Below are 26,489 nucleotides of genomic sequence, written 5' to 3'. Positions count from 1 at the left end.
CACTTCAAAAAGAGAATTTTATTGAATTGCAATACTAATTTTTACCTCTTTTCCAGTTTCCGTAAAATATGCCATAATAGGTACAGCCTCAACTCCTGGAACCATATTAAATGTTCTACTATCAGACATCTCTTTTATCTCCAAAGGAACACTAGATGTAATTTTTACTAATCCTTTAGCTTTTGAAATAGCAATTTCATGAGAAGATATTTGCCTAACCTTTTCATCATTAGGAGAAACAATTGGAAGTACAAATGCAGTCTTTTCTAATACTTCCTGTTCTGTACTAATAATAATTTCAAATTGTTCCTCAGAACAATGATAATTTAATTTGAAATCTGCAGCAGTTCCCTCAACAACCTTTCTAGCATCACTTTTTAACTGAGCATTTGAAGAATATTCTATTATACTATTTCTATCCGAGGAATTAAACTTCGCCTCTAAATCCAATATATTTGTATACCAAACATCGTCTTTATAAGTCTCCACACGTGGTGTCAAGGCAATATCCTCTCCTGATGCCGGCTGCTGGTTATATACTTCTACCATTTTGTATATTGCCATACTTGCTGTACAAAGAAGTCCTACCTTATTATGGTATAAGAGAGACAATGCTCCTCCAGTAGCATGATAACGCAATCCTTTTTTATGATAATACTCCGCATCATAGGCAGTGATCGTTCCTCTCCAGTCTCCACGAGCAAACAAGGACGTATCAATTTCCTTGTAATATTTTAAGCCATCTGCAATTTCTCGGGGTAAAGGTATTTTCTTATTGATTTTTGGCAAATGTTCCCAATGATCAAGCATTGTAGCTAACGGTTTAGCATGTGCAAATGTATGATGAACACAAGGTTTAATTCCCCTAGAAATATAATGAGGTCCTCCATGTAATAATCCATTATTTGTACATTGCTTTAATAACTCCGTATTTTTAAATGCAGCCGTTCCTAAGGCTGGGTTGTAATGAGCCATCATGCCAAATGCAGGCTGTATTCCATCACAAGTTCTACTTCCCCAATAACTCCATTTGTACATACGCGTACCCCATCCGTTATCCCATCCTCCATCAGGCAACATAAACTCAAGGTGAGTATTTAATGACTTATTTACTAATGATAGCAACTCCTCATCATTCTCATGCAAGGCATATAATACAATACTATTTAAAGACTCTTCTACATTGTAACCAAGATCAATACCTGGTAAACCTTTTTTGCTTAATTGACGAGCAGATGGCTTAATCTCCCCAAGTAGAAATGCATTTTCTTCTGTAAAAAAGTGTGTAATTTCGGCTGCTAACTTTCTACTGCGTTGGATATATTGTGAGTTATCCAATATTCTTCCAATAAGGTTTAACGCATACATTGTAGTTGCGCCATAATTAATATTTGTAGCATCAACCTTAGGGAACTTTTTATAAACAAACGAAGCTGCTGCAGCCAAACGACCCATCCACTTTTTGCGTCTGTCTTCATCTAACAAATCACCATGATAATGCAATGCTTCTGCAAGTGCGATTGCACCAAATACAGTAATTCCATCCCATGAATTCGGTTTAAGTTCATTGGTCCAGGCACCATCTTGTCTGGATACATTGTCGCCCCATTCCATTAGCGCTATACCTGCATGCAAATATTTACTATCTCCCGAAGCCTTCGCCATATATAAAAAAGGATAAACCGCATCCATCAAACGGGTGTGAACAATACTACATGAAGGACAATTCAACATGCCATGCACCTTTGGGTCTGAAGGATTAATAACTTGTACATCTATCATCCCGTCACACCAATCCTTCAGCAAATCATAGGTCAATCTTCTATATTCCTTTGAGTGTACTTGCTTATCATTACATCCAATTAATAAATTACTCAATGGCAATGACAAAATAACTCCTCCCATTCCCGATAACTGTAAGAACTTTCTACGATTCATTGTATATTAATTTTTATACAACCTTAACACCTGCAAATAGAAAACATTACTAATTAAGGTTACTATCAAAATTACCTTTGAATAATCTGACCACATATAAAACACTGGTCGTTTTATTGAATTATAGCACCAAAAATGAACACATGTGTCACACTGACATTTATGTTATATAAAAATAACGTTTTTTGCTTTATTTAATTGATCTAATATTTATACTTTTTATAGCAAACATAGGATTCTTTAGCGCCTGATTTGAAGAGATCAGATGTATCTAGAAGTAAAATTATTATCTGATTTAAAAAAGATATTGAGAAACAAAAAGAGGTTAATCAACAAAGATTAACCTCTTTTTTTATTCAATGATATGTCCTAAAAACACTTGAAATCTTTTTCACCTCAAATTATATAGTTTCCTATTACTAATCCAATGATAATGTATTTATAGCCTCATCCAATTGTTCTGCAAGCTTGGCCGTTTCGCTTACATAGTTTGATATTTGCTGAATGGCACTATTAACATTAGCTGCTTCGTAAGACTGACTTTGAGTAGATGACTTAATTTGAGCTATTAAACCAACAATATCTTTAATATACTCCTGAAGATTAACAATCTTATCATTGGCTTCCTGCGATAGCTCCAAACCTGAATCTGATAACTTTTTTATATTAACAGCTACACCTTGAGAGTTTTCAGCTAATTTCTGAACCTCAGCTGCTACAACACCAAAGCTACGTCCATGCACTCCTGCCTTAGCTGCTTCAATAGCCGCGTTAAGAGATAAAAGATTAGTGGTTCTAGCAAATTCCGAAATATATTTTATACTTTTTGATATATCTTCAATCGCACCTACAGCACTTCCTACAATCTCAACACTGCTTGCTGAGTTATCCTCAACGACTTTTGCATTCTCAAACATTTTTTCTGCCCCTGATGCATTTTCATTAATTTCGTTGGCCATTTGATCAATCGAAGCAGATACTTCCTCTATACTTGATGCTTGACTATTCGCTGCTTCTAACAATTTAGTCGCTGTTTTTCCCAGTTTTTTCTTCACATCCTCGATAACTCCTCCAAGTTTAACTTGTGCTTTCTCAAGTTCAGCATTTTTTTTATCTGACTCAGCTGTGGCTTCATTAACCAATGCTTCCAGCTCTATTCTTCTTTCTTTAACCAGTTTAACTCTCCTTTGTACTAAGTAATATATTACTATACCAATTAATAATAATATTATAAACCTAAATAACCAAGTATTCCACCATGCTGGTTTAATAACTAATCTTATAGTAGCAGGTTCTTTACTCCAAACACCATTATTATTAGTTGCTTTTACTTTAAATACATAATCACCAGCCGGAAGATTCGAATAACTTGCTTCACGACGATCGCCCACATAGTTCCAATCTTCTTCTAAACCTTCCATGATGTAGGCATATCTATTTTTTTCTGGTGCATTGTAATTTAAAGCCGAAAATGAAAAAGAAAATACGGATTGTTTATGCGTCAGTGTTATTTCATCCATATACATCACATCCGTGGATAATGGAGAACCTTCCCTACCGACTTCTACTGGCTTATTAAAAAGACTAAAACCACATAAAGTAACTTTGGGTTGAATCGTATTCTTAACCAAATTAGTTGGATCAAAAGAGTTAAATCCATTTCCGCCTCCTAAATAGATAATGCCCTCTTCATCCATACAATAGCTATTATACAGAAAACTATTTCCTTGAAGACCATCACTAACTTCATACGTTTCTAGGTTTTTAATTATATCTGTATTTTTCTTTGCTTTAAGATCTATCGAGAAAGAAGATAAACCTTTATTTGTAGTTATCCATATTTTATTAACTTGATCAACAATAACGTTCTCAACAGCATTATCTGGCAAACCATCCCACTCACGAACACCTAAAAAGTTCAAACTGTCTTCATTAAAAATATTTAATCCTTTATCGGTAGCTAGAAGTATGTTATGATTTTTGTCTTGTGCTATTGACCTTATTGGTTTAGCCAAAAGCGAAGTACTATCTTGTTTATTGACACTAAAATGCTTCCATACTTGAGCAGTATCTTTGTATACCATTAAACCATTATTTGTACTTACCCACATTCGCTTTTTATCATCTTCAAATAAACGACGAGCACTATTTATTTTTTTTATAAAATCAGCATCTTTAAAATGTCCAGATTGATGTTGATTAACATCCACAACAAATAAACCATCATTTGGAGATGCAACCCAAAGCATATTGTTAGAATCTACAAATGCATCCATTACATTGCTCCCTTGTAAATTACCATAAAACTTTTCGGTATTTACATTAAAGAAAAACAAACCGTTTTTTGCTCCCAATACTAGTATATCATCATTCAATTTTCTAATACTATTTACTGAAGAAGGGGGGAGTGATAGATCTTTCGGATCCAACTCAACAAAAAAGTGTTTGTATGTATTTGTTTCTAAATCTAAAACATTTAAACCTCCATCTCTGGTACCTGCATACACTTTATTCTTGTGTTTATAAATACCCCAAACATGCGGAGAGCTCAGGTTTTCATTACTGTTTGCATAGTATTGAAAGTGTTTGAAATTACGACGCTTTACATTAATATGATTTACCCCATTAAGCCATGTTCCACTCCAAAAATCACCATCTCTATCCTCTAATACGGTTAATACACTTGAATTACTTAAACTAAACTTATCATATTTACTTGAAACGAACCTTTGTGATACCGGCGCCTCTTTTGTTTTTTCATCGGGTGAAATAACATACATGCCTTCCGAACTAGTCACCCACAAGTTTCCTTTTTTATCTTCAAAAATATCTCTCACATAAGAGGCATCATCAAGCAACAAACCTTTACTACCATCATTTATTCTAACAAAAGTGTCCTTTCCAATATCGTCTAATCGATACAATCCGTTGTGCCTAGTTCCACACCATATCATTCCATTACTATCTACAAACACAGTATTGATTTGATCTTTCCGAGGGAGAAAATTCCAGGTTTTTAGTACATCCAATGTATAAATGTCAACCAAACTAATTCCACTTTTCATGGATGCAATCAATAAACGGTTTTCATCAACAGATGCCATATCAACCACCCTATGTTTTGACAAAACGTCAACTCGTTGAAAATTATCTTGCTCCGTATTATAGATGCTTAACCCAGGCCAGCTTCCAACCCACATCCTTTCTAGTGGATCTATAATAAAACATTTTACATTAGAGCCCGCGAGACTTGTGGAGTCTTTTTTTTGAGAATTGTAATTTTTGAAGATTTTAGTTTTAGGATCATACTTATCAACTCCACTTCCTGATAATCCAACCCAAATAGCCCCTTTTTTATCTTCACAAAGTGCAGACACACTATTTGATGAAATACACCCCTCTTTATATGGGTTCATTTTATGATGTTCAAAGTTATATCCATCAAAACGATCGAGGCCTCCATTACGAGTTCCAAACCACATAAAACCCTTATTATCTTGTAAAACACATGTTACCGTAGTTTGTGTTAAACCATCAATTTCTTGATATGAATTAACCTTAAAATCTTGTACCTGCGAATAGGAAATATTCAATAATAAAAACAGTAAGATAATCGTAGAATATACTCTTTGAGAATAGTGAAATTTCATAATTTATTTTTCAGATAATTGCCTCATGTATATACCTTACATAGCAATACTTTGTTACGCTTTACTTACACTTTAATTCGAGTTATTCCTTTGTTACAGCATGAAAAAATTGTGTTTTATTTCGCAAAAGAATAAGTTAGTCACAATGCTTTTTGAGCCTTAATTTCGGTTTATAAAATCTTTGTATTTACACTAAAGTATCAAACACGCTTTACTTTAACAATACCTTTCCTGTAGGCATCAAGTAACCTGTTCAGATTATTAATTTGTTCACGTATACCTGTTCCTATATCTGTATCTCCCACACAAATCCGTTTTGTAGCATGTTCAATCATGTTACGAGTAGAAACAATATCCAATTCATCGGTAATCGCTTTTCGTTTGGATTTAAACGGTGTATGCTCGGCAAGTATTAAATTATATGAATCGTAAATTAGGGTATAGCCTGCAATACCTGTTACTTTTTGATAGGGTTTTGACATTCCTCCATCTATTACAAAAAGCTTACCTCCAGCTTTTACAGGACTTTCACCTTTTTTTACTTTTACTGGCACATGTCCGTTTATAATATGAGATATTCCCGGATCAAGCCCAAATTCGTGCAATATCCTACTGCAAGAATCTTTATTATCCCTTAATTTATAATAGGTATTACTTTCTTCTTTCTGAACTTCTTTGTCATACAGAAAGTATCGTTCGAATGTCGCCATTTTCTTTTTTCCGAATAACGGAGAATTAGCGCCACTCCACAAATACCACATATAATCACGATCTTTGCTTGTTCTCTCAGGATGTTCTCTATTAATATAAGCGCGCCTACAAATTAAATCAAACTGTTCACACAAGGCCTTACCTTTATATTTTTTTCCTTGTATCGTAACCTCCTTAAATTCACCTTTATCATTAAGTGGGATACAGCCATGAAATAACAAATTTGAATTATAGGCCAAATAAGTACCTCCTTTGGTAAAGAGGGTTTTTATGTGACTTTGCAGTTTTTCGCAATATAAAAAGGAAAAGCGAAGTTTTTCTGCCAACTCTTTCTCTTCTTCTGTTAAGGCGTATGGATTTTTAGGGTCGATGGTTGGAAATGATTTATCGTTGAGCTCTAATTCACGGCCATCAATCGTTATCGTTCCTTTTTCATAATCAATTTTATCCAACAGCAACCTATCCTCCATTTCCATTTCTGGACAACCCTGAATGATTTCACTGGCGAGCTTCATCTCAATAACCATAATGGCTTTGTGCATTTTACTGGTCAGTTTAATATGGGTAGATCCTACATTTTCGGGAGGGGTATTTTTTGGAATAAAAGCTTCGCATGGATCTCCTTTATAGGCTTTCATAGCAAATGTAGCCAAAGGCATTAAGTTTATCCCATAGGCATCTTCCAAGGTATCTAAGTTATTATACCGAGCACTTAATCTGATAACCGCAGCAATACTTGCTCTAATACCCGTGGCTGCAGCCATCCAAACAATATCATGATTACCCCACTGAATATCTACAGAATGATGTTTTTGTATCGCATCCATCACCTTATCGGCATATGGCCCTCTATCGAATATATCTCCGATGATATGTAAACGATCTATCAGTAATCGTTGAATAAACTTACTAATGGCAACAATAAAATGATTGGCTCTATCTACATCTATAATAGATTGAATAATACAATCGAAGTACATCTCTTTTTTAGCGTTAGGTTCGTTGAGTAATTCATCTATTACGTACTCAAAATCTTCTGACATGGCTTTTCTGACCTTCGACCTAGTATATTTATCAGCAGAAACTCGCGCAACTTCAATCAATCGACGCAGTGTTATGGCATACCAACTTTGTAAATCCTCTTCTTCTTTTGTGATAATTTCCAGTTTCTCCTCTGGATAATATATAAGTGTGGCTAACTGATTTCTAGTTTTTTCTGTCAAGGAGTATTGATAGACCGCATCAATTTTTTTTCGAACCATACCCGAAGCATTTCTTAAAATATGGCTAAAAGTTTCATATTCGCCATGAATATCAGTAAGAAAATGCTCTGTTCCCTTAGGTAAGTTGAGTATAGATTCTAGATTAATAATTTCGGTACATGCAGACTGAACCGTTGGGAATTTTTCTGCCAGCAAGTTTAAGTACCTTAATTCATCATCGCTATAATTATTCTTTAATAAATCTTCTTTCTCGTAATCTAGAACCATCTCTTTAGTATAAAATTATCATATAAATGATAAGCTTGAAAAGCAGCCAAGAACTGCCATAATTACATTTATTTCACTATAAAATAACAAGGCCTAAATAATTAAACTTAGACATTGTTTTATTTTTCAACCTTCTTCTAAAAAACACTCACATCTAAATGTGGATATTTCTGAAAAATATTTTTTAATTTTCCTGCTATCTCCTCAACTCCTCCTACGGTGTTTGACTCAATGTTAATAGGTATAACAGGATCGTGCAATGAAAGCCTTACCAAGAACCAACCATCTTCATTTTTTGATTTACATTGCACCCTTATTCCTTCGTGATTTTCTGATACTTTCTCCCAGCCATCAGCAACTACATGCTCTAAATCAGCAATAAGTTTTTCTCCATAAGCAACAAAGTCCTCAGTATTAATTTTAACTCTGTATTCCTTACTAACTAGAGGTCTTAGTAAAGTATCAATCAATTCTGACAAATCTTTATTTTCTAATCTTAGGTCGGCTAGTTTAATCAATAGTTTGGCTACTAAAAAAGCGCCATCATCTAAAAAGAAATTCTCCTTTAAGGCAGCATGGCCGCTTGTTTCAATAGCCAACCAGCTCTCTTGCCCTGCCTCATTTAATCGAATAGATTCGTTGATAACATTTTTATAACCTCGTTTAAAACGATGATGCACGCCTCCCAAATTATGAATGAACCAAGCTAAACCATCTGATGTTATGGAGTCTGTAACTACAGTACTTTTAGGGTGCTCCTCTAGGATAACTGCAGAAATCAAGGCAATTAATTCGTTTCTATTAATCGGATTTCCATATTTATCCACAATAGCCGATCGATCTACATCCGTATCAAAGATGATTCCTAAATCGGCTTTTTCTCTTTTTACAGCTTCACAAATAGAATGCATGGCCTCTTCATCCTCAGGATTGGGCACATGATTAGGGAAATTTCCATCAGGATCCAGAAACTGACTTCCTGCAACATCTGCACCCAATGGTTTTAACACCTTATCGGCAAAAAAGCCTCCTGCACCGTTACCTGCGTCAACAATTATTTTAAGTCCTTTTAAAGGCTCATTTTTATTTACACCGCTTGCAACTCCAGATTGAATAGTACTTACCAAAGATTGCGCATAAATAGATATATAGTCGAGTTTAGTTATACTGCCTGCATTGTGGAATGGGGTTAAATCACCACTAGCTGCAAATTCTAATATATCAGTAATATCAGCTTTATTGGCTCCACCTTCTGCGGTGAAAAACTTTAGTCCATTTCTATTAAACGGAAGGTGGCTTGCCGTTAGCATAACGCCGGCATCTATCTGGTAGTTTTTATCTACAGTTGTCATAAACATAGCCGGTGTTGATGCAATATCGCAATCAAAAACATCCACTGCCATAGCTGTTAAACCATGCATAAATGCATTTTTAAGTGCTGGCCCTGTAATTCGCGAATCCATACCTACTGCCACAGACAGTTGACTTCCTCTAGTTTTTTTTAGCTTTAACCACTGGGCAAAAGCTTTACCCAATTGCTCCACCACTTCAACCGATAAGTTTATAGCCTCTCCAACAACACCTTGCATAGCCACACCTCTTATGTCGGAGCCATTCTGCAATTTCTTCCAATTTACGTTTAAATTCATACTTACAATTTAAAACATTCTTTACCTTATTGATCTATTAAAAGAATGGAGTATTACAATATTTCAAGCTTTACCAAATCCTGTATATCAAGTACACCAACTGGTTTACCTTGGCTTACTACAACAATATTATCTATCTGTTTCTCTTTGAAGATTTCAACCGCAACATGAAGTTTTTCTTCACTATCAATAGTAATAGGCTTTTTCGAATCAAAATCGCCCATACGTTTTTTTAATATCTGCTCTCCATCAATATTCATTTGTCGACGTAAATCACCATCAGTAAAAACACCTATTAAATTACCTTGATCATCAATGATTGAAACAGCCCCTGTTCCTGATTTAGTCATTTCTACCGTTGCTTCTGTTACTAAACCATCAACTCCAATAAGTGGGTTTTTATTCGTTAAAACTTCTCCAACCTTCAAAGTCATTTGACGTGTATGATTTACAAACTCTTGCGTTCCTACTTCCGTAAAATTATTGTTGTTCAGATTTTTCATAATCTTCCACGGAATAGTAATATTCTGCGCACCTAAGTCAATGGCGTTTCTGATGTGTTCTGGATGACGTACAGATGAAAACATAATTTTAGTGTCGTAATTATATTTATCAACCAGCTTTACACAGTCATCAACGAGCTTAAGTGCATCATAACCTTGATCTTGCATTCTACCTACTAAAACACATACATAATTAGCTCCGGCAGCCATAGCCATATATGCTTGCTGCAGGTTATATACTAAATGGATATTAACCAACATATCTTCATCACGAAGCATTTTACATGCTTTTGCTGCAATCATAGAAGCAGGTATTTTAAATACCGTTTTCTTTTTATCCAAGCCTAAACTTAATAATCGCTTAGCCTCAGCAACCACTTCTTCTGCAGTATCACCCAATGCTTCTATCATTAATTTAGGAACCATTTTAGATAACTTTAAAATAGCTCCATCAATATCCGTTATTCCATGGCGATGCATGAAAGTTGGAGTGGTTGTTAATCCATCAATAAATCCTAAGTCAAAAGCTTCTTCTATTTCTTTAAAATCTGCTGAATCAAGATATAATTCCATAATTGTATTGTTTATTGTGATTGGTATTTGTATTCGCACAACAGGCTACCCTAAATAATGAAAGGTAGCCTGTTGTAATTATATTGTTATTGTAACTTAAACTCTTACCGAAACTAATGGTAAAGCTTGTTTATAAACATTGGCTCCTGTAAAACCAAGCTTTTCATCTAAAATTGTATAAGGTGCTGAATAACCAAACGATTTTAACCCCCAAACTGATCCATTTTCACCTACAAGACCTTCTAAGTTTACTGGTAAACCAGCTGTTAAACCAAAACGAGGGACACCTAAAGGCAATACCGATTGCTGATACTCTTTACTCTGACTTCTGAATAATCCCTCAGAAGGCACAGAAACAACACGCACCTTCACGTTATCTTCTCGCAATAATTTTGCTCCCTCAATAAGCGTTGCAACTTCAGAACCACTGGCTAAAAGAACCACATCTGGCATACCCTGGCAATCCTCAACAACATATGCTCCTTTAATTGACTGTAAAGCAGATTCGTATTTATCCTTAGCTGGTAAATTTGTAATATTCTGGCGCGATAAAATTAAGCCAGTAGGTGTATTGGTATTTTCTAAGGCCATTTTCCATGATACCGTACATTCTTCGCCATCAGCAGGACGAAGCACCAACATAGAATTTTGACCATGATGATTTTCTAGTTTTTCCATTAACCTGATCTGAGCCTCTTGCTCAACAGGTTGATGTGTTGGACCATCCTCCCCTACACGGAAAGCATCATGAGTCCAAACATATATTACTTGCAATCCCATTAAAGCCGATAATCTTACTGCAGGTTTCATGTAATCAGAGAAAACAAAGAAAGTACCACAAACTGGAATGATACCGCCATGTAAGGCCATACCATTCATTACGCAGGCCATGGTAAGTTCGCAAACTCCCGCTTGTAAAAACGATCCTGAAAAATCACCCTTTTTAAATGCATGGGTCTTTTTAAGGAAACCATCTGTTTTATCTGAATTAGAAAGATCGGCAGAAGAAACAACCATATTTTCAACCCCTTCAGCAAAATAAGACAATGCTGTTGATGAAGCTGCGCGGGTAGCACTGTTCTCTTTCTGTTCTATTTTTGTATAATCAAATTCAGGTGCTTTACCCGATAAGAAAGTTTTTAGTTTAGCGGCCAACTCTGGATTAGCAGTCGCCCACTTTTGTTCTTCGTCCTTTTTTGCCGTTGCATAAGCTTTTAATTCTTCCGCTCGTTTAGCATATAATTCAGCTACTTCTGGGAAAATAGCAAACGGATTCTGTGGATCACCACCAAGGCCTTTTACTGTACCATCAAAATCTACACCAGCGGCTGACAATGGCTGACCATGTGTAGAGCATTCTCCTTCGAAACTTTCGCCAGCAGTTGTAATACATCCTTTACCCATTATGGTTTTACCAATAATTAGAGTTGGTTTATCCTTACTACTTTGGGCAAACTTTAAAGCCTCTCTAATTTGCTCAGTGTTATTGCCATCTATAGTAATCACAGACCATCCCCAAGCCTTATACTTTTGAGCTGTATCTTCTTGAGTTACCTCTTCAACTGTAGTTGACAATTGAATATTATTTGAATCGTAAAACATAATTAGATTATTTAAACCTAAATGTCCTGCAATACGTCCAACTCCTTGCGAAATTTCTTCTTGGATACCTCCATCAGAAATAAAAGCATAGGTTTTATGCGCCATCCATTCTCCAAATCGAGCAACTAAAAAACGTTCGGCAATAGCAGCCCCTAGTGCCATAGCATGGCCCTGACCTAATGGTCCTGAAGTATTTTCTACACCACGCATTACATCTACCTCAGGATGACCCGGAGTAATGCTCTCCCATTGTCTAAATCCCTTTAGGTCATCCATACTATAATTACCACCTAATGCCAAAGTTGAATACAACATAGGAGACATATGACCTGGATCTAAAAAGAAACGATCGCGGTTTGCCCATTTCATATCCGATGGGTCGTAATTTAAAAATTCAGTATAAAGGACGTTGATAAAATCAGCTCCGCCCATAGCTCCACCTGGGTGACCTGACTTTGCTTTTTCAACCATAGCTGCAGATAGTATTCGTATATTATCTGCTGCTTTTTGCTGTAATGTTTTTTCTGGCATTGTTTATTTATTTTGTAAATCAAATAGAATTGGGCACCTCATGATTTGGAGATAGATGAGGTGCCTTATCCTATCTGAACCTTAGTTAAAACTCTATATCATATAATCCTTTAGCGTCTTGCTCAAATGTTTGCACACTCATATCGGTCATTGGATGACTTCTTAAACGTTCTAAAATTTCATAACCAATGGTAGCTGCTTGACTTCCCACCATACTAACTCTATGCACCTGATCTACGGTTTTAAAACTGGCTGCTAAAACACCCGTTTTTAATCCATAGCGCTCTATATTCTCTACAATATTTCCTACTACTTCAATACCGTGAGAAGAAATATTGTCAAGTCTATTCACATAAGGAGCAACCCAATCGGCTCCTGCTCTAGATGCAACCAAAGCCTGTTGTTGCGTAAATATGGCAGTTGCAGTTACATTAATCCCTTGTGCTTTTATCAAAGGCATCGCTTTATATCCTTCTTCAGTTACTGGAATTTTGGCAAAATAATTATCTCCTAATCCATATTTCTTTTTATATGCAATGGCTTCTCTTACCATATCTGAGGCCTTATTACTAATCATTTGCACATGCAACATCTTATCCCCAACCAAATCAACCATTTCTGGTAAAATTTTAGAAAGAGACTTACCTTCTGCGGCAATAATTGTTGGGTTGGTAGTAACTCCAGCTATTGGAAAATAATTAAACAGCTTTTCTAATTCTTCAACATTTGCAGTATCCGCTAAATAAATCATAACTTATTTTTTTGAAATTTATAATTCTACTTTTAAGTTTTAAAACATGATACATTTTAAAACTATACAAAAGTAGACCTATCATTTCTGTCATACTATTCTTAATAGTTAAGAACTAATAAAACATTAGTAATTTAAAGAATGAGGGTTGGCGAGCAACATCTCTTCGGCTTCTACACTCCAAAGTCCATTGTTTCTTTCGCAAATGTCAGCAAGTAAGCTGTATGTTCCATTCGTTTTCCCTAACTCTTTAAAATCAGCAATAGCTGTTAAAGGCATTTCAACATGTGGGTAAACTAATTTTTTACCTCCTGGGATATTAGGTAAATCCAAGGTTGCTTCAGGCACTACATTTAAACCTCCAACATGTGTAACTAAACCAGCAGGATCAAGACCTTTGGTCATGATTTCTAAGGCCTCTTTCATATCATAAGTATTTCCTCCTGAAGTACCTACAATATGTGTGTATGCATAATGAACATTATAAAAATTCATTTTAGCTGAAAACTCAGTATTGGATGGCCCTGCAAAGAAATTTAAACATCCATCAAAGCCTAAAATAGCATCCCCTTGTTCAATAACAGGAGCAACAGGAGCAAATACAAATACATCATTATATCCATCTCCTCCAGTAATATCACGTAAACCTGCAACAGCGTCATCCATTTCTGCTGTATTTACATAACGGAGATCGATACCATTTTCCTTAGCAAATTCAACAGTATATAAACTAGCCGCACGATCTAAACGTGTTTGATCAATATCTGTAACAACTAACAAAGATGGCTTTCTATCTTCTCGACGTAAAGCATAATTTATAGCTGCCAATCCCATTGGTCCTACACCTGCTAAAATGGCCATTTTACCACCATCAACAATTTCCATATCGTGCACGTAGCTACCTGCTTTAGTATGGTAATTAGCGTGCATGGCTCCAATAACACAACTCAAAGGTTCTGCCAAAGATGCAGGATAGAATCCAGGTCCATCATAGGCCAACAAGCAATCCTGTACCAATACATCTTTAGGAATGATAACATATGTTGCATCTCCGCCGATATGTTGATAAGAATAACCTGGCGCACTCAATACACCTACCGGTCCATCTTCGTAATAAATAGCCGGTTGAATAGAAAATTTCTGACCTTCTTTAAACTTACTTGTCCAGTTAGCACCTACTTCAACAATCTCGCCAGCAAATTCATGACCAATAATAATTGGATTATCTGCAATATCGTTGGGTACACGCTTATGATCGGAAGCTTGATTAGCCGCCTTATAGCTCGACATACAAAGACTGTCGGTAACCACTTTTGCTAGTACCTCATCCTCTGTAATTTGTGGTAATTCAAACTCTTCTATTCGAAGATCTTTTTTACCGTATAACCGTACAGCTTTTGTTTTCATATTTATTGTTTTTAATTATATAATCTATTATCTCCTGTGGGTGATCAATAACATTAACATTATCACCTCCGAGGCTTGGATTTCCATACCCCCAACTTACTCCCATCGGCACCATACCTGCAGCAATAGCCGTTTGTACATCTACACATGAATCACCAATAAAAAGAACATTTTTAGGGTCGCAATTAATTTGCTTTGCAAAATGTAAGGCTCCTTTGGGATCTGGCTTATGCGGAAAGTGGTTACTATGTCCTATAACGTTTGAAAAAGTCCATTTTTGAAGATATGAACTCACCACTACATCAGTTAGTCGCTGCGGTTTATTCGTATTTATGGCAAACGGTATATTCCTTTCAGCAAGCATATCTAAAATCTTATCTACTTGAGGAAAAAGCTTACTTTTGACATTTATATTTTCTCGATAGTACTGATCGTATTTACTTAAATAAGGCCTAACATCTTGGTTGCGCTTTTGAGGTGGCAACGATGCCTCTACCAAAGTGCGGGCTCCATTTCCAATCCACCCTATATAATTATTTAATGGATGAGTTGGAAAACCATACTCTTGCAACATTTTATTATTTGCATTAGCAATATCCTCAATTGTATTAACCAAGGTTCCGTCCAAATCAAAAATTACTGCATCAACTACCATATTCTTCATCATTTTTTAGACTCTAACTATATATCCTCATTATCTAAGCATCTCCTGACCTCCAGTAACCGGAACTGCCTGACCTGTTTCATACTCTTGCTCCATGATGTAATAAACGGCTCTCATCACATCAATAACTGTACATCCTCTTCCTGCTGGTACCTGAGCTTCGTAAAAGGCTTTCACATCTTCAATACTTTTAGCTCCTTTTACTTTTCCAGCATTCAAGTATTGTACAAACAGTCCTTTTTCAGGATCACTCCAAAGCGGTCCATCGAAGAAATTACCTGGACAAACAGAGTTTACTTTTACACGTGACGGCATTAACTCCATGGCAAAAGACTGGGTTAGTCCAATTCCACCGAATTTACCACCTGCGTAGGCAAAATTTCTATTACTACCTTTTAAACCTGATTTAGAATTTATTTGAATGATATCAGAAAAGTACCCTTCTTTATTTGCGGTTTGCAGTTTTAGTACTGGAGAAGCATATTTGGCACAATTGAAATATCCCGTATAGTTTACTCTAGTCATAAATTCGAAATCTTCGGGTGTCATTTCATCCAGTCCTCCTGCTCTCAACACACCTGCATTTGATATAAACACATCAAAACCGCCAAATTCACAAACTGTATTATAAATAAGTTCTTGAACAGAATCCACATTGGAAACATCAACTTTAGCAAAGAATGCTTTATTGCCACCAGCTTTTTCGTTTAACTCAGCAGCGAATTCTTTTCCTTTAGCTTCATTCAAATCGGCAATTACTACATTACCGCCATCCTTCATCAAAAACTCTACTAATCCACCACCAAAGCCTTGTGCTCCGCCAGTAATAATAGCCGTTTTACCTGAGGCTCTTCCTTTCTCTATCTTACTTGCATCCACAGGAGTTCCTGTTAATAGACAGTCTATTTCGTAAGCTGTATTAGCAACAGCAAGCACCCCTAACCCCACTAAATTAATCAACTGAGGGAATTCTCCCTTAGCTACTTTATAGCGTTCTACTTTGCTTTTAAAGTCCTCTATAACTTCCCCAGAGTTTCCCTCAGCATGTACTACTAATTGAGCAATAGAAGCATCTGTATCTTCACTAATTCTCGCTACTTTAATTGTATCTTCTGACAGAATCATTCTTAACGCTGGAAGAATCTCAACTACTTTTTTATCAATTGCCATATCTATATTTTTAATCTTCAAATATTAACCCAACAGTAAAACTTATGATTGCTTGCTTAAATATTTACTAATTACTGCATGTCCTAATTCTACAAAAGGCTGCAGACTCTCCCCATTTCGCTCTCCATTCTCCTTCACAAAGCCATCCTCACCTTGTGCCACCATATACTGATGAGCAGCCACTACACAAGCACCTTGGTATGATAACTTCTTCATATCGTCATCTAAATCAACATGGCCTCTTGTTTCAACTGTAAGCGGAATTAGCTCGGGCGTATTATGCTCGGTACCAAAAGTTACTAGTATTTCATTATCCCAGAAAAACTGTGCGTATTCCTTGAGTAATTGTAAATCATTTCTGTTTGGAATAAATTCTATTGAGTATACCCCTCTAGCTTTTAATTCCTTTAATAAAACCTCTTTATTTTGTTCAAAATCGGTATACTCTCCTTTGGCATTATCTGCCAAAAGTGGATAAGTAGGTATTCCACCTGCATTAAGAATAATGGATTTTACCTCGCTTACACTCAAAAAAGCTTTTGGATCTTCTTCAACAAAAGCTTTCCCTCCCGCTTTTAATAACATTCCTCGTATTTCATTTTCAATGGAGGAATTATCATTTAAATCGGCAGAAGAAGCCTTTCCTGAATATAGCTTTTCGAAGAAAGCTTTACGGTCGTCATTTGTAGCATACTCTTCGTACACCTTAACTCTTATAATTTTAGCAATATGACGCTCACGAACCTGATCGACTGCATACTTATCTAAAATTTCTTCCATGGTGATTTTAATATCCGAACCAATAGATTCAAAAATATTTTGTGTTTTATTCACCATCGCCTCAACTTGCTTTAATGTTTCGGCTTTTACCGTATTTAGTTGAGATAAAAATGGCTCATCAAGCTTTGCTGGAAACTTTAGGCCTTTACCCGAAAAATAAGTACGCCCAGGATTACCCGGATCATTAACTTTTAAACCTTTTTTTTGGTCCTCTACATTTAGTCCGATGAACTCAATATTGAAAAGAGGAAATACATTGCTTTGGTTAGCTAGTTCGTTAAACTGAACATATCCTTCGGTGGTATAAAAGTCGTTGATACCCAAAACGTGTACATTTTCTTTTTGAGCCAATTCAAATATTTCAGGAATATCTTTAAATGCACTAAACGAAAAGGGCGTATGAATATGTGCATTTACATTAAATATCTGGAGCTTTCTTTGCTCCTTTAGCCAGTTTAACAAGGTTGTTTTTTCAGGGAATGTAGATAGATTTTTCATGAATTGACTTAAAATAATTTTTAGCTAAAAAAAAGAAAGTTCAGGCGCAACAATCTACACCTGAACTTTTTATATTTATTATATTCCTAATTTACTTCTTCTAATGATTTCGGCATTGGTAAAGTTATTTTTAACAACATGATCTTTCAATGGAACAATCTTTTCATGAATCGCATCAATCATCCACTCTTTACATGGGAAGAAATATTCTTCAAGTTCGTACGCTGGAGTAATCCAGTTACGTGAACCTACAACTACCGGAGGTGCATCTAACTCATCAAATGCTAACTCAGTAATACGTTGTGCCATATCTTTAAGGAAAGATCCTCTTTCACTAGCATCACTCGTTAATAAAATACGTCCTGTTTTCTTCAATGAAGCCACTACTGTTTCATAATTAAATGGAACAATTGAACGTGCATCAATTACTTCAGCAGACATACCGTACTTCTCCTCTAATTCTTCAGCCGCTTCTAAAGCTCTATAAACAGTAGCTCCAATAGAAAGAATCGTAATGTCGGTACCTTCTTTCTTAATATCCGCCTCTCCAAAAGGAATCTCGTAATATTCAGCAGGTACACCTTCTGTATGGAATTGCTCACCAATATCATAAATACGTTGACTTTCGAAGAATACAACTGGGTCAGTTCCTTGCAGCGCCGTATTCATTAATCCTTTAGCATCGTATGGCGTTGCTGGGAAACAAACTTTTAAGCCTGGAATATGAGCCACTAGCGAAGACCAATCCTGAGAGTGTTGTGCTCCATATTTAGAACCTACAGATACTCTGATAACAACAGGCATTTTAATTACATTACCTGACATGGCCTGCCATTTTGGTAACTGGTTAAATACCTCATCACCACAACGACCTAAAAAGTCACAGTACATGATTTCAGGAATCACTCTACCACCACACATAGCGTAACCAATGGCAGTACCTATAATAGAAGCCTCTGCAATAGGCGAGTTAAATAAACGATGGTATGGTAAAGCTTCTGTTAAACCACGATATACAGCAAAAGCACCACCCCAATCACGGTTTTCTTCGCCATAAGCCACTAACGTAGGATCCTTATAAAAACGATCTGCAATCGCTTCAAATAATCCATCTCTTAATTGATATTGCTTTAATTTAGAGAACGGTTTACCATCTTTATCAAATGCAAAACGTTCTTTTTTCGCAATTTGCTTCACGCGAAGATTTTCTTCCATTGGGTGATTGACATCCACTGGACGATCTTCCATTTTGTCCACACTACCTTCAGAGAACATCATATCTCCAATGATCTCAGGATTTTTAACTAAATCCATACGAGGAGAAACCTTCTCATCGATAGCCAGTGTCATGGAGTATTTCATCAACTCAGTGATATCAGACTTAATCGCATCTAATTCGTCCTGAGATGCAACACCTGCACTAATTAATTCTTTTCCGTATGCGATGATACAGTCCTGAGCTTCCCATGCTTCAACTTCTTCTTTTGAACGATATGAAGAAGCATCAGAAGGAGAGTGACCGCTATATCTATAGGTTAATACATCTAATAATACCGGACCTTTTTTCTCTTTAAGTAGATCCATTTTGCGTTTGTAAGCATCAATCACGGCTAATGGATTGTATCCATCCACGCGTTCGGCATGCATACTATCACGATTTACACCAGCACCAATACGCGCGGCAACATCATACCCCATGGTTTCTCCACAAGTCTGACCACCCATACCATATTGGTTATTCATGATGTTGAAGATGATAGGCAGGCCTCCTTTATGAGCACCTTCCCATAGTTGCTCAAACTGATCCATGGTAGCAAAAGACAAGCCTTCCCAAACAGGACCACAAGCCATAGAAGCATCACCAATATTAGCGACTACGATACCTTTCTTTTGATTTACTTTTTTGTATAAGGCAGCACCTACAGCAATATCTCCCGATCCACCAACAATGGCATTATTAGGATATACTCCAAAAGGTGTAAAGAAAGCGTGCATTGATCCACCCAAACCTTTATTAAAACCTGTTTCACGGGCAAAAACCTCAGCTAAAGTACCATACACTAAAAACTTACGTGCCAATGATTTCAAATCACCAATGTGACCACCCTTAACAATATTTAAAGTAGAACCCTCGAAAAAGTTCTCCATAATATCTTTTAATCCTGCATCATCTAACTTGTTGATAGCAGACATCCCTTTGGCTAAAATTTCACCATGAGAACGGTGAGATCCAAAAATAAAGTCATCCACATCTAAATGATAAGCCATACCTACAGCAGCAGACTCCTGTCCGATAGAAAGGTGAGCTGGCCCTGGATGGTTATACTCGATACCCTCGTACTCTCCACGAATTTTAATTACATTAATCATCGTTTCGAACTCACGAATTAAGGCCATATCATGGTAGATACCGATTAATTCTTCTTTAGAAAAATTACTTTTTTCTTCCTTAACTGTTTTTTTATACTGATTTACAGGGATATCTTTAAATTGAACTTTTCCTGCTTTTCTGACCTCTTTAGGGTCAATAAATTGCGACTTTGGCATTTCTATAAGATTTTTTTAGATTTTACATTAAATGATTAGAAACGAATTAGTGTCCTAAACTGAACACTGTCTCTTTAAATATCTCAGAAACAGTTGGGTGAGGAAACACTACCTCTTCTAACTCTTTCAGCGTAAGCTCGGCTTCAATAGCCATACATGCTCCATATATCATTTCACTGGAAGGGTTTCCAATCATATGAACACCTAGCACTTCTCCATACTTAGCTCCAACCAACACTTTACAAGCTCCTGAACCGCCTTCGTTTTCAGCGATAAAACGGCCTGCATAAGCCATTGGAAGCTCTGATATTTTATATTCTATTCCTTTGGATTTGGCCACTTCTTCGGTTAACCCAACACCTGCAATTTCGGGGTTAGTATAAACCACACCTGGTATCGCATTATATCTCATACGATCCTCTCTTCCAGTAAGATTATTAACCACAACCTCTCCCTCTCTACTAGCCGTATGCGCCAACAATGAGAATCCAGTAACATCACCTGCTGCATACACATTAGGGATATTTGTTCTCATTTTCTCATCTACTTTAATACCGCCTTTTAATAACTCAACGCCTAGATTTTCCAGTCCAAATCCTGTAGTAACGGCCTTGCGACCTACACTCACAAGTATTTTTTCTCCTTTTATGGTTGTTGCTTTACCATCTTTTTCGAATGTTACTGCATTACCTTTTACCTCGGTAACTTTTGAAGACATATTAAATTCTATACCCTTTTTGGCATACATTTGGCGTAACATAGCGCTTTGTTGCACATCCATACCAGTTAGAATTTCATCCATCATTTCAACCACCGTTACTTTGGTACCTAAGCTGTTGAAAAAACTAGCGAATTCCATTCCTATAACTCCTCCACCAATGACGACTAAAGAGTCTGGCTTTTCGGTCAATTCAAGAATTTCTCTATTGGTCAGGATAACATCTCCCGCCTCAGCTAAACCAGGAATGGGCGGTATAAATGCTTCAGAACCTGTACATATTAACAGGTTCGAAGCAATTATCTCTTCTTCAGCAGTGGCAATTTCAATACCCCGTTGGGTACGACCTTTAATGATTGCTGTATCTTTAATGGTTTTTACTTTAAACATTTTCATTTTGGCTCCAACCCCACTAACTAGCTTTTTTACTACCTTTTGCTTACGACTCATCATTTTCGAAAAGTCAAAAGATACATTGCTAGCTTCTACGCCATATTTACTTCCTGCTCGCGCATTATCATATGTTTTTGCACTATACAATAATGTTTTAGTAGGCATACATCCTTCATTAAGACATACTCCTCCAAGTTCCTTTTTTTCAATCAGAACAACCTTTAATCCTTTGGCTCCAGCTCTTTCTGCAGCTACATATCCTGCAGGACCTCCACCAATTATTGCTAAATCATACATAAGCATGTGTTTATTCCTTGTAATGAGATGAATGTTAAGACAAGGAGAGCCTATTAAATCAACTCCTTATCTTAAACACTCACCTCTAAAAACTACTATATATCAATCTCAAGATTTTCCAATTCTACGGCAATCTGCTTTAAGAATCTGGTAGCCATACCACCATCCAATGCTTGATGATCGTAGGTTAAGCTTAAGCCCATATAAGGGACAAAACCATAAACACCACCACCTAAATCAGCTGGACGTGGCACAATGGTATTAACTCCTAAAATTGCTACCTGTGGTAGATTGATAACTGGCGTAAACATCTCCACTCCATAATTACCTAAATTAGATACCGTAAATGATGCGGATTCTGATGATAATAATTCAGGATCGATACTACCTTGACGACACGATTCTGCTACTTCCTTAAATTGTCGAGATAAACCGCTGATAGATAAATCATCAGCATTTTTAATAACAGGCACCATTAATCCTCTATCGGTATCAACCGCCAATCCTAAATGAACTTTATTGAAATACTTAACGCTATCACCTAAGAAATGTGCATTGGCATCTGGAAACTTTTGAAGCGCCTTGATTACGGCAAAACACACCATATCATTCAGTGTAATATTGGCCGCACCTTCTTTAGCTTTTATTTGCTTTCTTAAATCCAAAATACGACGCGCATCAGCACCAAGATGATGCGTTAATTGGGCAGAGTTTTGAAGCGATGCATGCATGGCCTTCGCAATCAGCTTTCTGATATTTGGTAATTTCTTGATTTCGTAATCCTCTGCATAAACAGGGTTAGAAGCAGACAAATCAGCTGCTTTCACTGTTCCTCCTAAACCAGAACCTTGCTCTACAACTTGTAAGCCCTCTTGTTTGGCAACCTCTTTAGCTAAAGGAGTTAATTTAGGTTTAGAAGCAATGTAAGCCTGAACATCTCTTTCTATTACGCGCCCCTCAGGACCTGTACCTACCAAAGTTTCATATGGCACAGCCTCAGCAATTGCAAGCTTTTTAGCACGTGGCGATATCTTAACATCATCTCCTGCTTCTTGCGTTTTCACTTCTATAACTTCGGCACTAGTAGTAGCCTCTTCAGCTACTTCAGTTTCTGCCTGAACTTCTGCAGTTGGCTCTGAAGCACCTCCCGATTTAAACTCATCGATACTTTCTCCAGGCTGGCCTATAACACCAATATTCTGAAGAACAGGAACCTCATCTCCTTCGTCGCAAAATACGCCTAAAAGCACACCATCTTCGGCGGCTTCTTCTTCAAAAGAAGCTTTATCTGTTTCATAGGCAAACAACATGTCACCTTTTTTAACTTCATCTCCAACTTGCTTAAACCATTCGGTAAAAATACAAGATTCAACTGACTGCCCTTGACGAGGCATTATTACTACTGTAGCCATTTTTCAAAATTTTTATTCAAATTTAAAAAGGACTACTTGTATTTACAAGTTAATCTACACAAATCACCCTAAGAACTGTTTAATAGATATTTAACACTATTTACAAGTGACTTGTATATACATTTTATTATACTTATATTTACACAAAATACATATCATGGCAAAAGCAAAAGAGTTACCAGCATATAAAGTATTATACGAAATGCTTAGAAAGCGTATTACAGATGGAATATATACAAAAGGAGATATTTTACCCTCCGAAAACGAACTATGTACAACGCACCAAGTAACCCGACCTACTGTAAGAAAAGCATTAGATAGACTAGTTCATGAAGGTTACATAAGAAAGAAACAGGGCAAAGGCAGTATTGTACAAGGACAGCCACAAGGAGTAGGAATCCTATCTCTATCAGGAACCACATCTGCTATAGGGAAAGAAAATCTTGAAACCAAAATTATAATAAAACCACACTTAACAAGTTGGGAGGACGGTTTTGGCTTTCCTCTTCAGCCTTTGGAGAAAGAAGTAGGATGTTACCGATTAGAACGCCTGAGAATAGTAAATAAACAACCTGTTTTCTTCGATATCACCCTAATTCCTAATATTAATATTCCGCGTTTTTCAAGCAGAAATTTTGAGAACAGATCTTTATTTGATATTATGCGAACCGCATACCAAATAGAGGTAAGAGGTGGAGAACAAAAACTTATGGCTATTATGGCGGATGAGAAACTGCAAGAATACTTTAACCTGAAAGCAGGACAGCCTATATTAAGGTTAGACAGAAAAATGGAAACCAATAAAGAAGGTTTCTTCTTTTATAGTCAGGTATATTGTAACACCAAAGATTACGGTTTATATGGTACCTTTTAATGCCTAATTAAGCACATTAAAACAAAGAAACCTACTCTCGTACAATTGATACGGAGCAGGTTTCTGAAATATACACGATTTACTCAACTATAACCATATTAGTAGATTCACCCATCAAAAGCTTCGCCAATTTTACGACGAATATATAATTGATCGACAATCCCATTTCCTTTTCGAGTAACTAAAAACTCAACCAATTCAGCAATTTCCTCTGGTTGAATTAACTGTTCTACATCAATATCAGGCCTCATTTCTTGAATCATTTCTGTATTTACACCTCCCGGAGAAATCAGATGAACTTTAATTCCATCTTTCTGCACTTCCTTAGCCAGCACCTTTGTAAACCCAGTTAATGCATGTTTAGATGAAACATAAGCTGCTTGGTTTACATACCCTTTAAAACCCACCACCGAACTAATGTTGATGATAATTGGATTATTGCTCTTCTTTAGGTAAGGAATAGCAGCTTTACTTAAAAAGAAGGGAGCTCGCGCATTTACCGCATGCAATAAATCCCAGGTGGCTATATCCGTATCCTCTATACTACCAGCTTGCGCAAGACCAGCATTATTGATTAAAACATCTATTTCACCAAACTGGAAATAGCTTTCTTTAATGATTTTACCGAAAGAACTCTTATCGGATAAGTCAACTTTAACAGATATACATTCACCTCCTTTTTGCTTTATTTCATCTTCTAAAATAGTTAGCTGCTTTACGTTTCTCCCTACCAATACGACATTAAACTTTAAATCAGTAAGTTTTAAGGCAATAGCTTTCCCTATACCCCTGGTGGCTCCTGTTACAATAACTGTAGACATAACATTTACTTGATATAAAAAAAATAAACTGAAGAAGCGACTAATACTCGCTCTCAAAAACCTATCAAAAGAAAAAGGGCAGCAAAACCTGCCACCCCATTCGCATATAAGATAGGTTATTAACCTAAAAATTTCTCTCTCAATGCTTCTACTTGTTCGTCATTAATTGGAAACAACTTTCCTAATGGAGCACCCATAACCAATGACTTAGCACTAAATTCAGCAACTTCTAACCTATCAAAGGTTTGTAATAATTTATCGCCTGTAACAATAAACGAATCATTCGCAATTAATACAGACGGTACATCATCGCTTAACAACTCAGGAATAGTGTTATTTCCCTCAAAATGTGTTCCGAATGGTACACAAGGTACATCCTGCAAGAAAATCCAACTTTCAGGAATCGTTCTTACATCAAACTTAACGCCTGTAGTACCATAGGCCATAAGATGTGGAGGCTGTGTTAGAATAATGGAATTGATATGTGGATTTAATTCATATATTTTTTGATGAAGTGCAACCGATCGACTAGGCGTTTTTCCTGGTTCAGCTTTACCTCCTTTTATTTGCACAATATCCTCTGGCATAATATCCCATCGTGCAACATCTGTAGGTGTAATCAAAAAGTCATTGTCTTTCCAACGAACAGAAACTGTTCCGTATGAGCTAATCATTAAACCTTGATCGCAAGCTCTTCTAACCATATCACAAATTTCCTGACGTATACCTCTTTCTTCAGGAGGTAAGGAAACTTCTTCATTTTTTGGAATATCATACGGCACTTGCGCTTCAAACTCTTTGATTTGAGCATCCGTTAAATAAACTGGTTCACCAATAGCTTTAGCATTAATAATAGTTCTGGCACAAAACTCTAGAGTTTCAAAGCGAGTATAAGCATCTAACAAATCAGAACCGCCTAATACTGTTCCATGATTTTCCATAATAACAGCCATATTCTCACTGCCTTTAAATTGCGCTGCAATTTTATCGCCCAGCTCTTCACTTCCTGGCATACCATATGGAGCATATCCAATAGAACCACATATTTCTTTAGCCTGAGGAATTACATTCGTATTTGGAATATCTCTAACAATACTAAAAGAAACCAATGCAGGTGGATGCGCATGAATGACCGCCTTAATTTCGGGACGAACATCATAAATGGCCTTGTGAAATGGAAATTCGGAAGAAGGTTTATGATCTCCGATAATTGTTCCATCACTTTTAACACAAATGATATCCTTCTCTGTTAACGTACCCTTATCGATAGCAGATGGAGTTACCCAAATATCACCATTTTCATCCTTAATAGAAATGTTACCACCCGAAGTTGTTGTCATTCCATTTTTATAAATCCTACTAATTACTTTTGTAATCTGCACCTTTGGGTGCATTAAATTCACATCTAACTGTTTCATACCTTAATTTATTCTATAAACGACCCTATAATTATTGTGTTTCTATTTGATCAATACCCAATTGAAAAACACATGATCATTTATAATCAGTC

The 26,489-nt window shown here is 36.4% G+C and carries 17 protein-coding genes; 1 reads left to right on the top strand and 16 read right to left on the bottom strand.

The window, feature by feature from the left end:
- Window positions 1-18 precede the first annotated feature (18 nt).
- From A8L32_RS11315 to A8L32_RS11250, 14 genes are all read right to left on the bottom strand, one after another.
- Entirely contained in the window at window positions 19-1,938 is a 1,920-nt protein-coding gene (locus tag A8L32_RS11315) for a hypothetical protein (RefSeq protein ID WP_066630675.1), read from the bottom strand.
- A gap of 419 nt (window positions 1,939-2,357) precedes the next feature.
- Window positions 2,358-5,588 (bottom strand): ligand-binding sensor domain-containing protein, encoded by a 3,231-nt coding sequence (locus tag A8L32_RS11310; protein WP_066630672.1) that lies wholly within the window; start codon window positions 5,586-5,588, stop codon window positions 2,358-2,360.
- A 200-nt stretch (window positions 5,589-5,788) separates the two neighbouring features.
- Window positions 5,789-7,789, bottom strand: coding sequence for a fructose-bisphosphatase class III (locus A8L32_RS11305; RefSeq protein ID WP_066630669.1), 2,001 nt, complete (start codon window positions 7,787-7,789; stop codon window positions 5,789-5,791).
- A 137-nt stretch (window positions 7,790-7,926) separates the two neighbouring features.
- Window positions 7,927-9,438, bottom strand: a complete 1,512-nt coding sequence (locus tag A8L32_RS11300) for a phosphohexomutase domain-containing protein (protein ID WP_066630666.1) — start codon at window positions 9,436-9,438, stop codon at window positions 7,927-7,929.
- A gap of 53 nt (window positions 9,439-9,491) precedes the next feature.
- Window positions 9,492-10,514 carry a transaldolase family protein gene (locus A8L32_RS11295; protein WP_066630664.1) on the bottom strand — a complete coding sequence of 341 codons (1,023 nt, stop codon included), beginning with the start codon at window positions 10,512-10,514 and terminating at the stop codon, window positions 9,492-9,494.
- A gap of 96 nt (window positions 10,515-10,610) precedes the next feature.
- Window positions 10,611-12,647 (bottom strand): transketolase family protein, encoded by a 2,037-nt coding sequence (locus tag A8L32_RS11290; RefSeq protein WP_066630662.1) that lies wholly within the window; start codon window positions 12,645-12,647, stop codon window positions 10,611-10,613.
- A gap of 85 nt (window positions 12,648-12,732) precedes the next feature.
- Window positions 12,733-13,398, bottom strand: coding sequence for a transaldolase family protein (locus A8L32_RS11285; RefSeq protein WP_066630660.1), 666 nt, complete (start codon window positions 13,396-13,398; stop codon window positions 12,733-12,735).
- Window positions 13,399-13,524: 126 nt separating this feature from the next.
- A complete protein-coding gene (locus A8L32_RS11280; protein ID WP_066630658.1) occupies window positions 13,525-14,805 on the bottom strand; it encodes a zinc-binding dehydrogenase in 1,281 nt (426 codons plus the stop codon).
- Window positions 14,774-15,472: an HAD family hydrolase gene (locus tag A8L32_RS11275; RefSeq protein WP_083631283.1), complete on the bottom strand. Its 699-nt coding sequence runs from the start codon at window positions 15,470-15,472 to the stop codon at window positions 14,774-14,776. The genes A8L32_RS11280 and A8L32_RS11275 overlap by 32 nt, the downstream gene beginning before the upstream one ends.
- Window positions 15,473-15,499: 27 nt before the next feature.
- The gene (locus A8L32_RS11270; protein WP_066630654.1) at window positions 15,500-16,639 is read right to left on the bottom strand and encodes an SDR family NAD(P)-dependent oxidoreductase; all 1,140 of its coding nucleotides are present in this window, start codon (window positions 16,637-16,639) and stop codon (window positions 15,500-15,502) included.
- Between the two features lie 42 nt (window positions 16,640-16,681).
- A complete protein-coding gene (locus tag A8L32_RS11265; protein WP_066630652.1) occupies window positions 16,682-17,917 on the bottom strand; it encodes a PHP domain-containing protein in 1,236 nt (411 codons plus the stop codon).
- Window positions 17,918-17,995: 78 nt separating this feature from the next.
- Window positions 17,996-20,464, bottom strand: a complete 2,469-nt coding sequence (locus A8L32_RS11260) for an alpha-ketoacid dehydrogenase subunit alpha/beta (RefSeq protein ID WP_066630647.1) — start codon at window positions 20,462-20,464, stop codon at window positions 17,996-17,998.
- A 46-nt stretch (window positions 20,465-20,510) separates the two neighbouring features.
- The gene (gene lpdA / locus A8L32_RS11255) at window positions 20,511-21,872 is read right to left on the bottom strand and encodes a dihydrolipoyl dehydrogenase (RefSeq protein ID WP_083631282.1); all 1,362 of its coding nucleotides are present in this window, start codon (window positions 21,870-21,872) and stop codon (window positions 20,511-20,513) included.
- A 95-nt stretch (window positions 21,873-21,967) separates the two neighbouring features.
- Window positions 21,968-23,284 (bottom strand): dihydrolipoamide acetyltransferase family protein, encoded by a 1,317-nt coding sequence (locus A8L32_RS11250; protein WP_066630641.1) that lies wholly within the window; start codon window positions 23,282-23,284, stop codon window positions 21,968-21,970.
- Between the two features lie 157 nt (window positions 23,285-23,441).
- On the opposite strand from A8L32_RS11250, the gene A8L32_RS11245 reads away from it, so the two are divergent.
- A complete protein-coding gene (locus tag A8L32_RS11245; RefSeq protein ID WP_066630639.1) occupies window positions 23,442-24,158 on the top strand; it encodes a GntR family transcriptional regulator in 717 nt (238 codons plus the stop codon).
- 107 nt (window positions 24,159-24,265) lie between these two features.
- Here A8L32_RS11245 and A8L32_RS11240 read toward each other — a convergent pair whose 3' ends face one another.
- Entirely contained in the window at window positions 24,266-24,979 is a 714-nt protein-coding gene (locus A8L32_RS11240; RefSeq protein WP_066630637.1) for an SDR family NAD(P)-dependent oxidoreductase, read from the bottom strand.
- A gap of 119 nt (window positions 24,980-25,098) precedes the next feature.
- Entirely contained in the window at window positions 25,099-26,397 is a 1,299-nt protein-coding gene (locus A8L32_RS11235; RefSeq protein ID WP_066630635.1) for a class II aldolase/adducin family protein, read from the bottom strand.
- Between the last annotated feature and the right edge of the window lie 92 nt (window positions 26,398-26,489).

The organism is Labilibacter marinus (genome assembly GCF_001659685.2).
GTDB lineage: Bacteria > Bacteroidota > Bacteroidia > Bacteroidales > Marinilabiliaceae > Saccharicrinis > Saccharicrinis marinus.
This window is presented reverse-complemented; position numbering and strand designations above follow the sequence as displayed.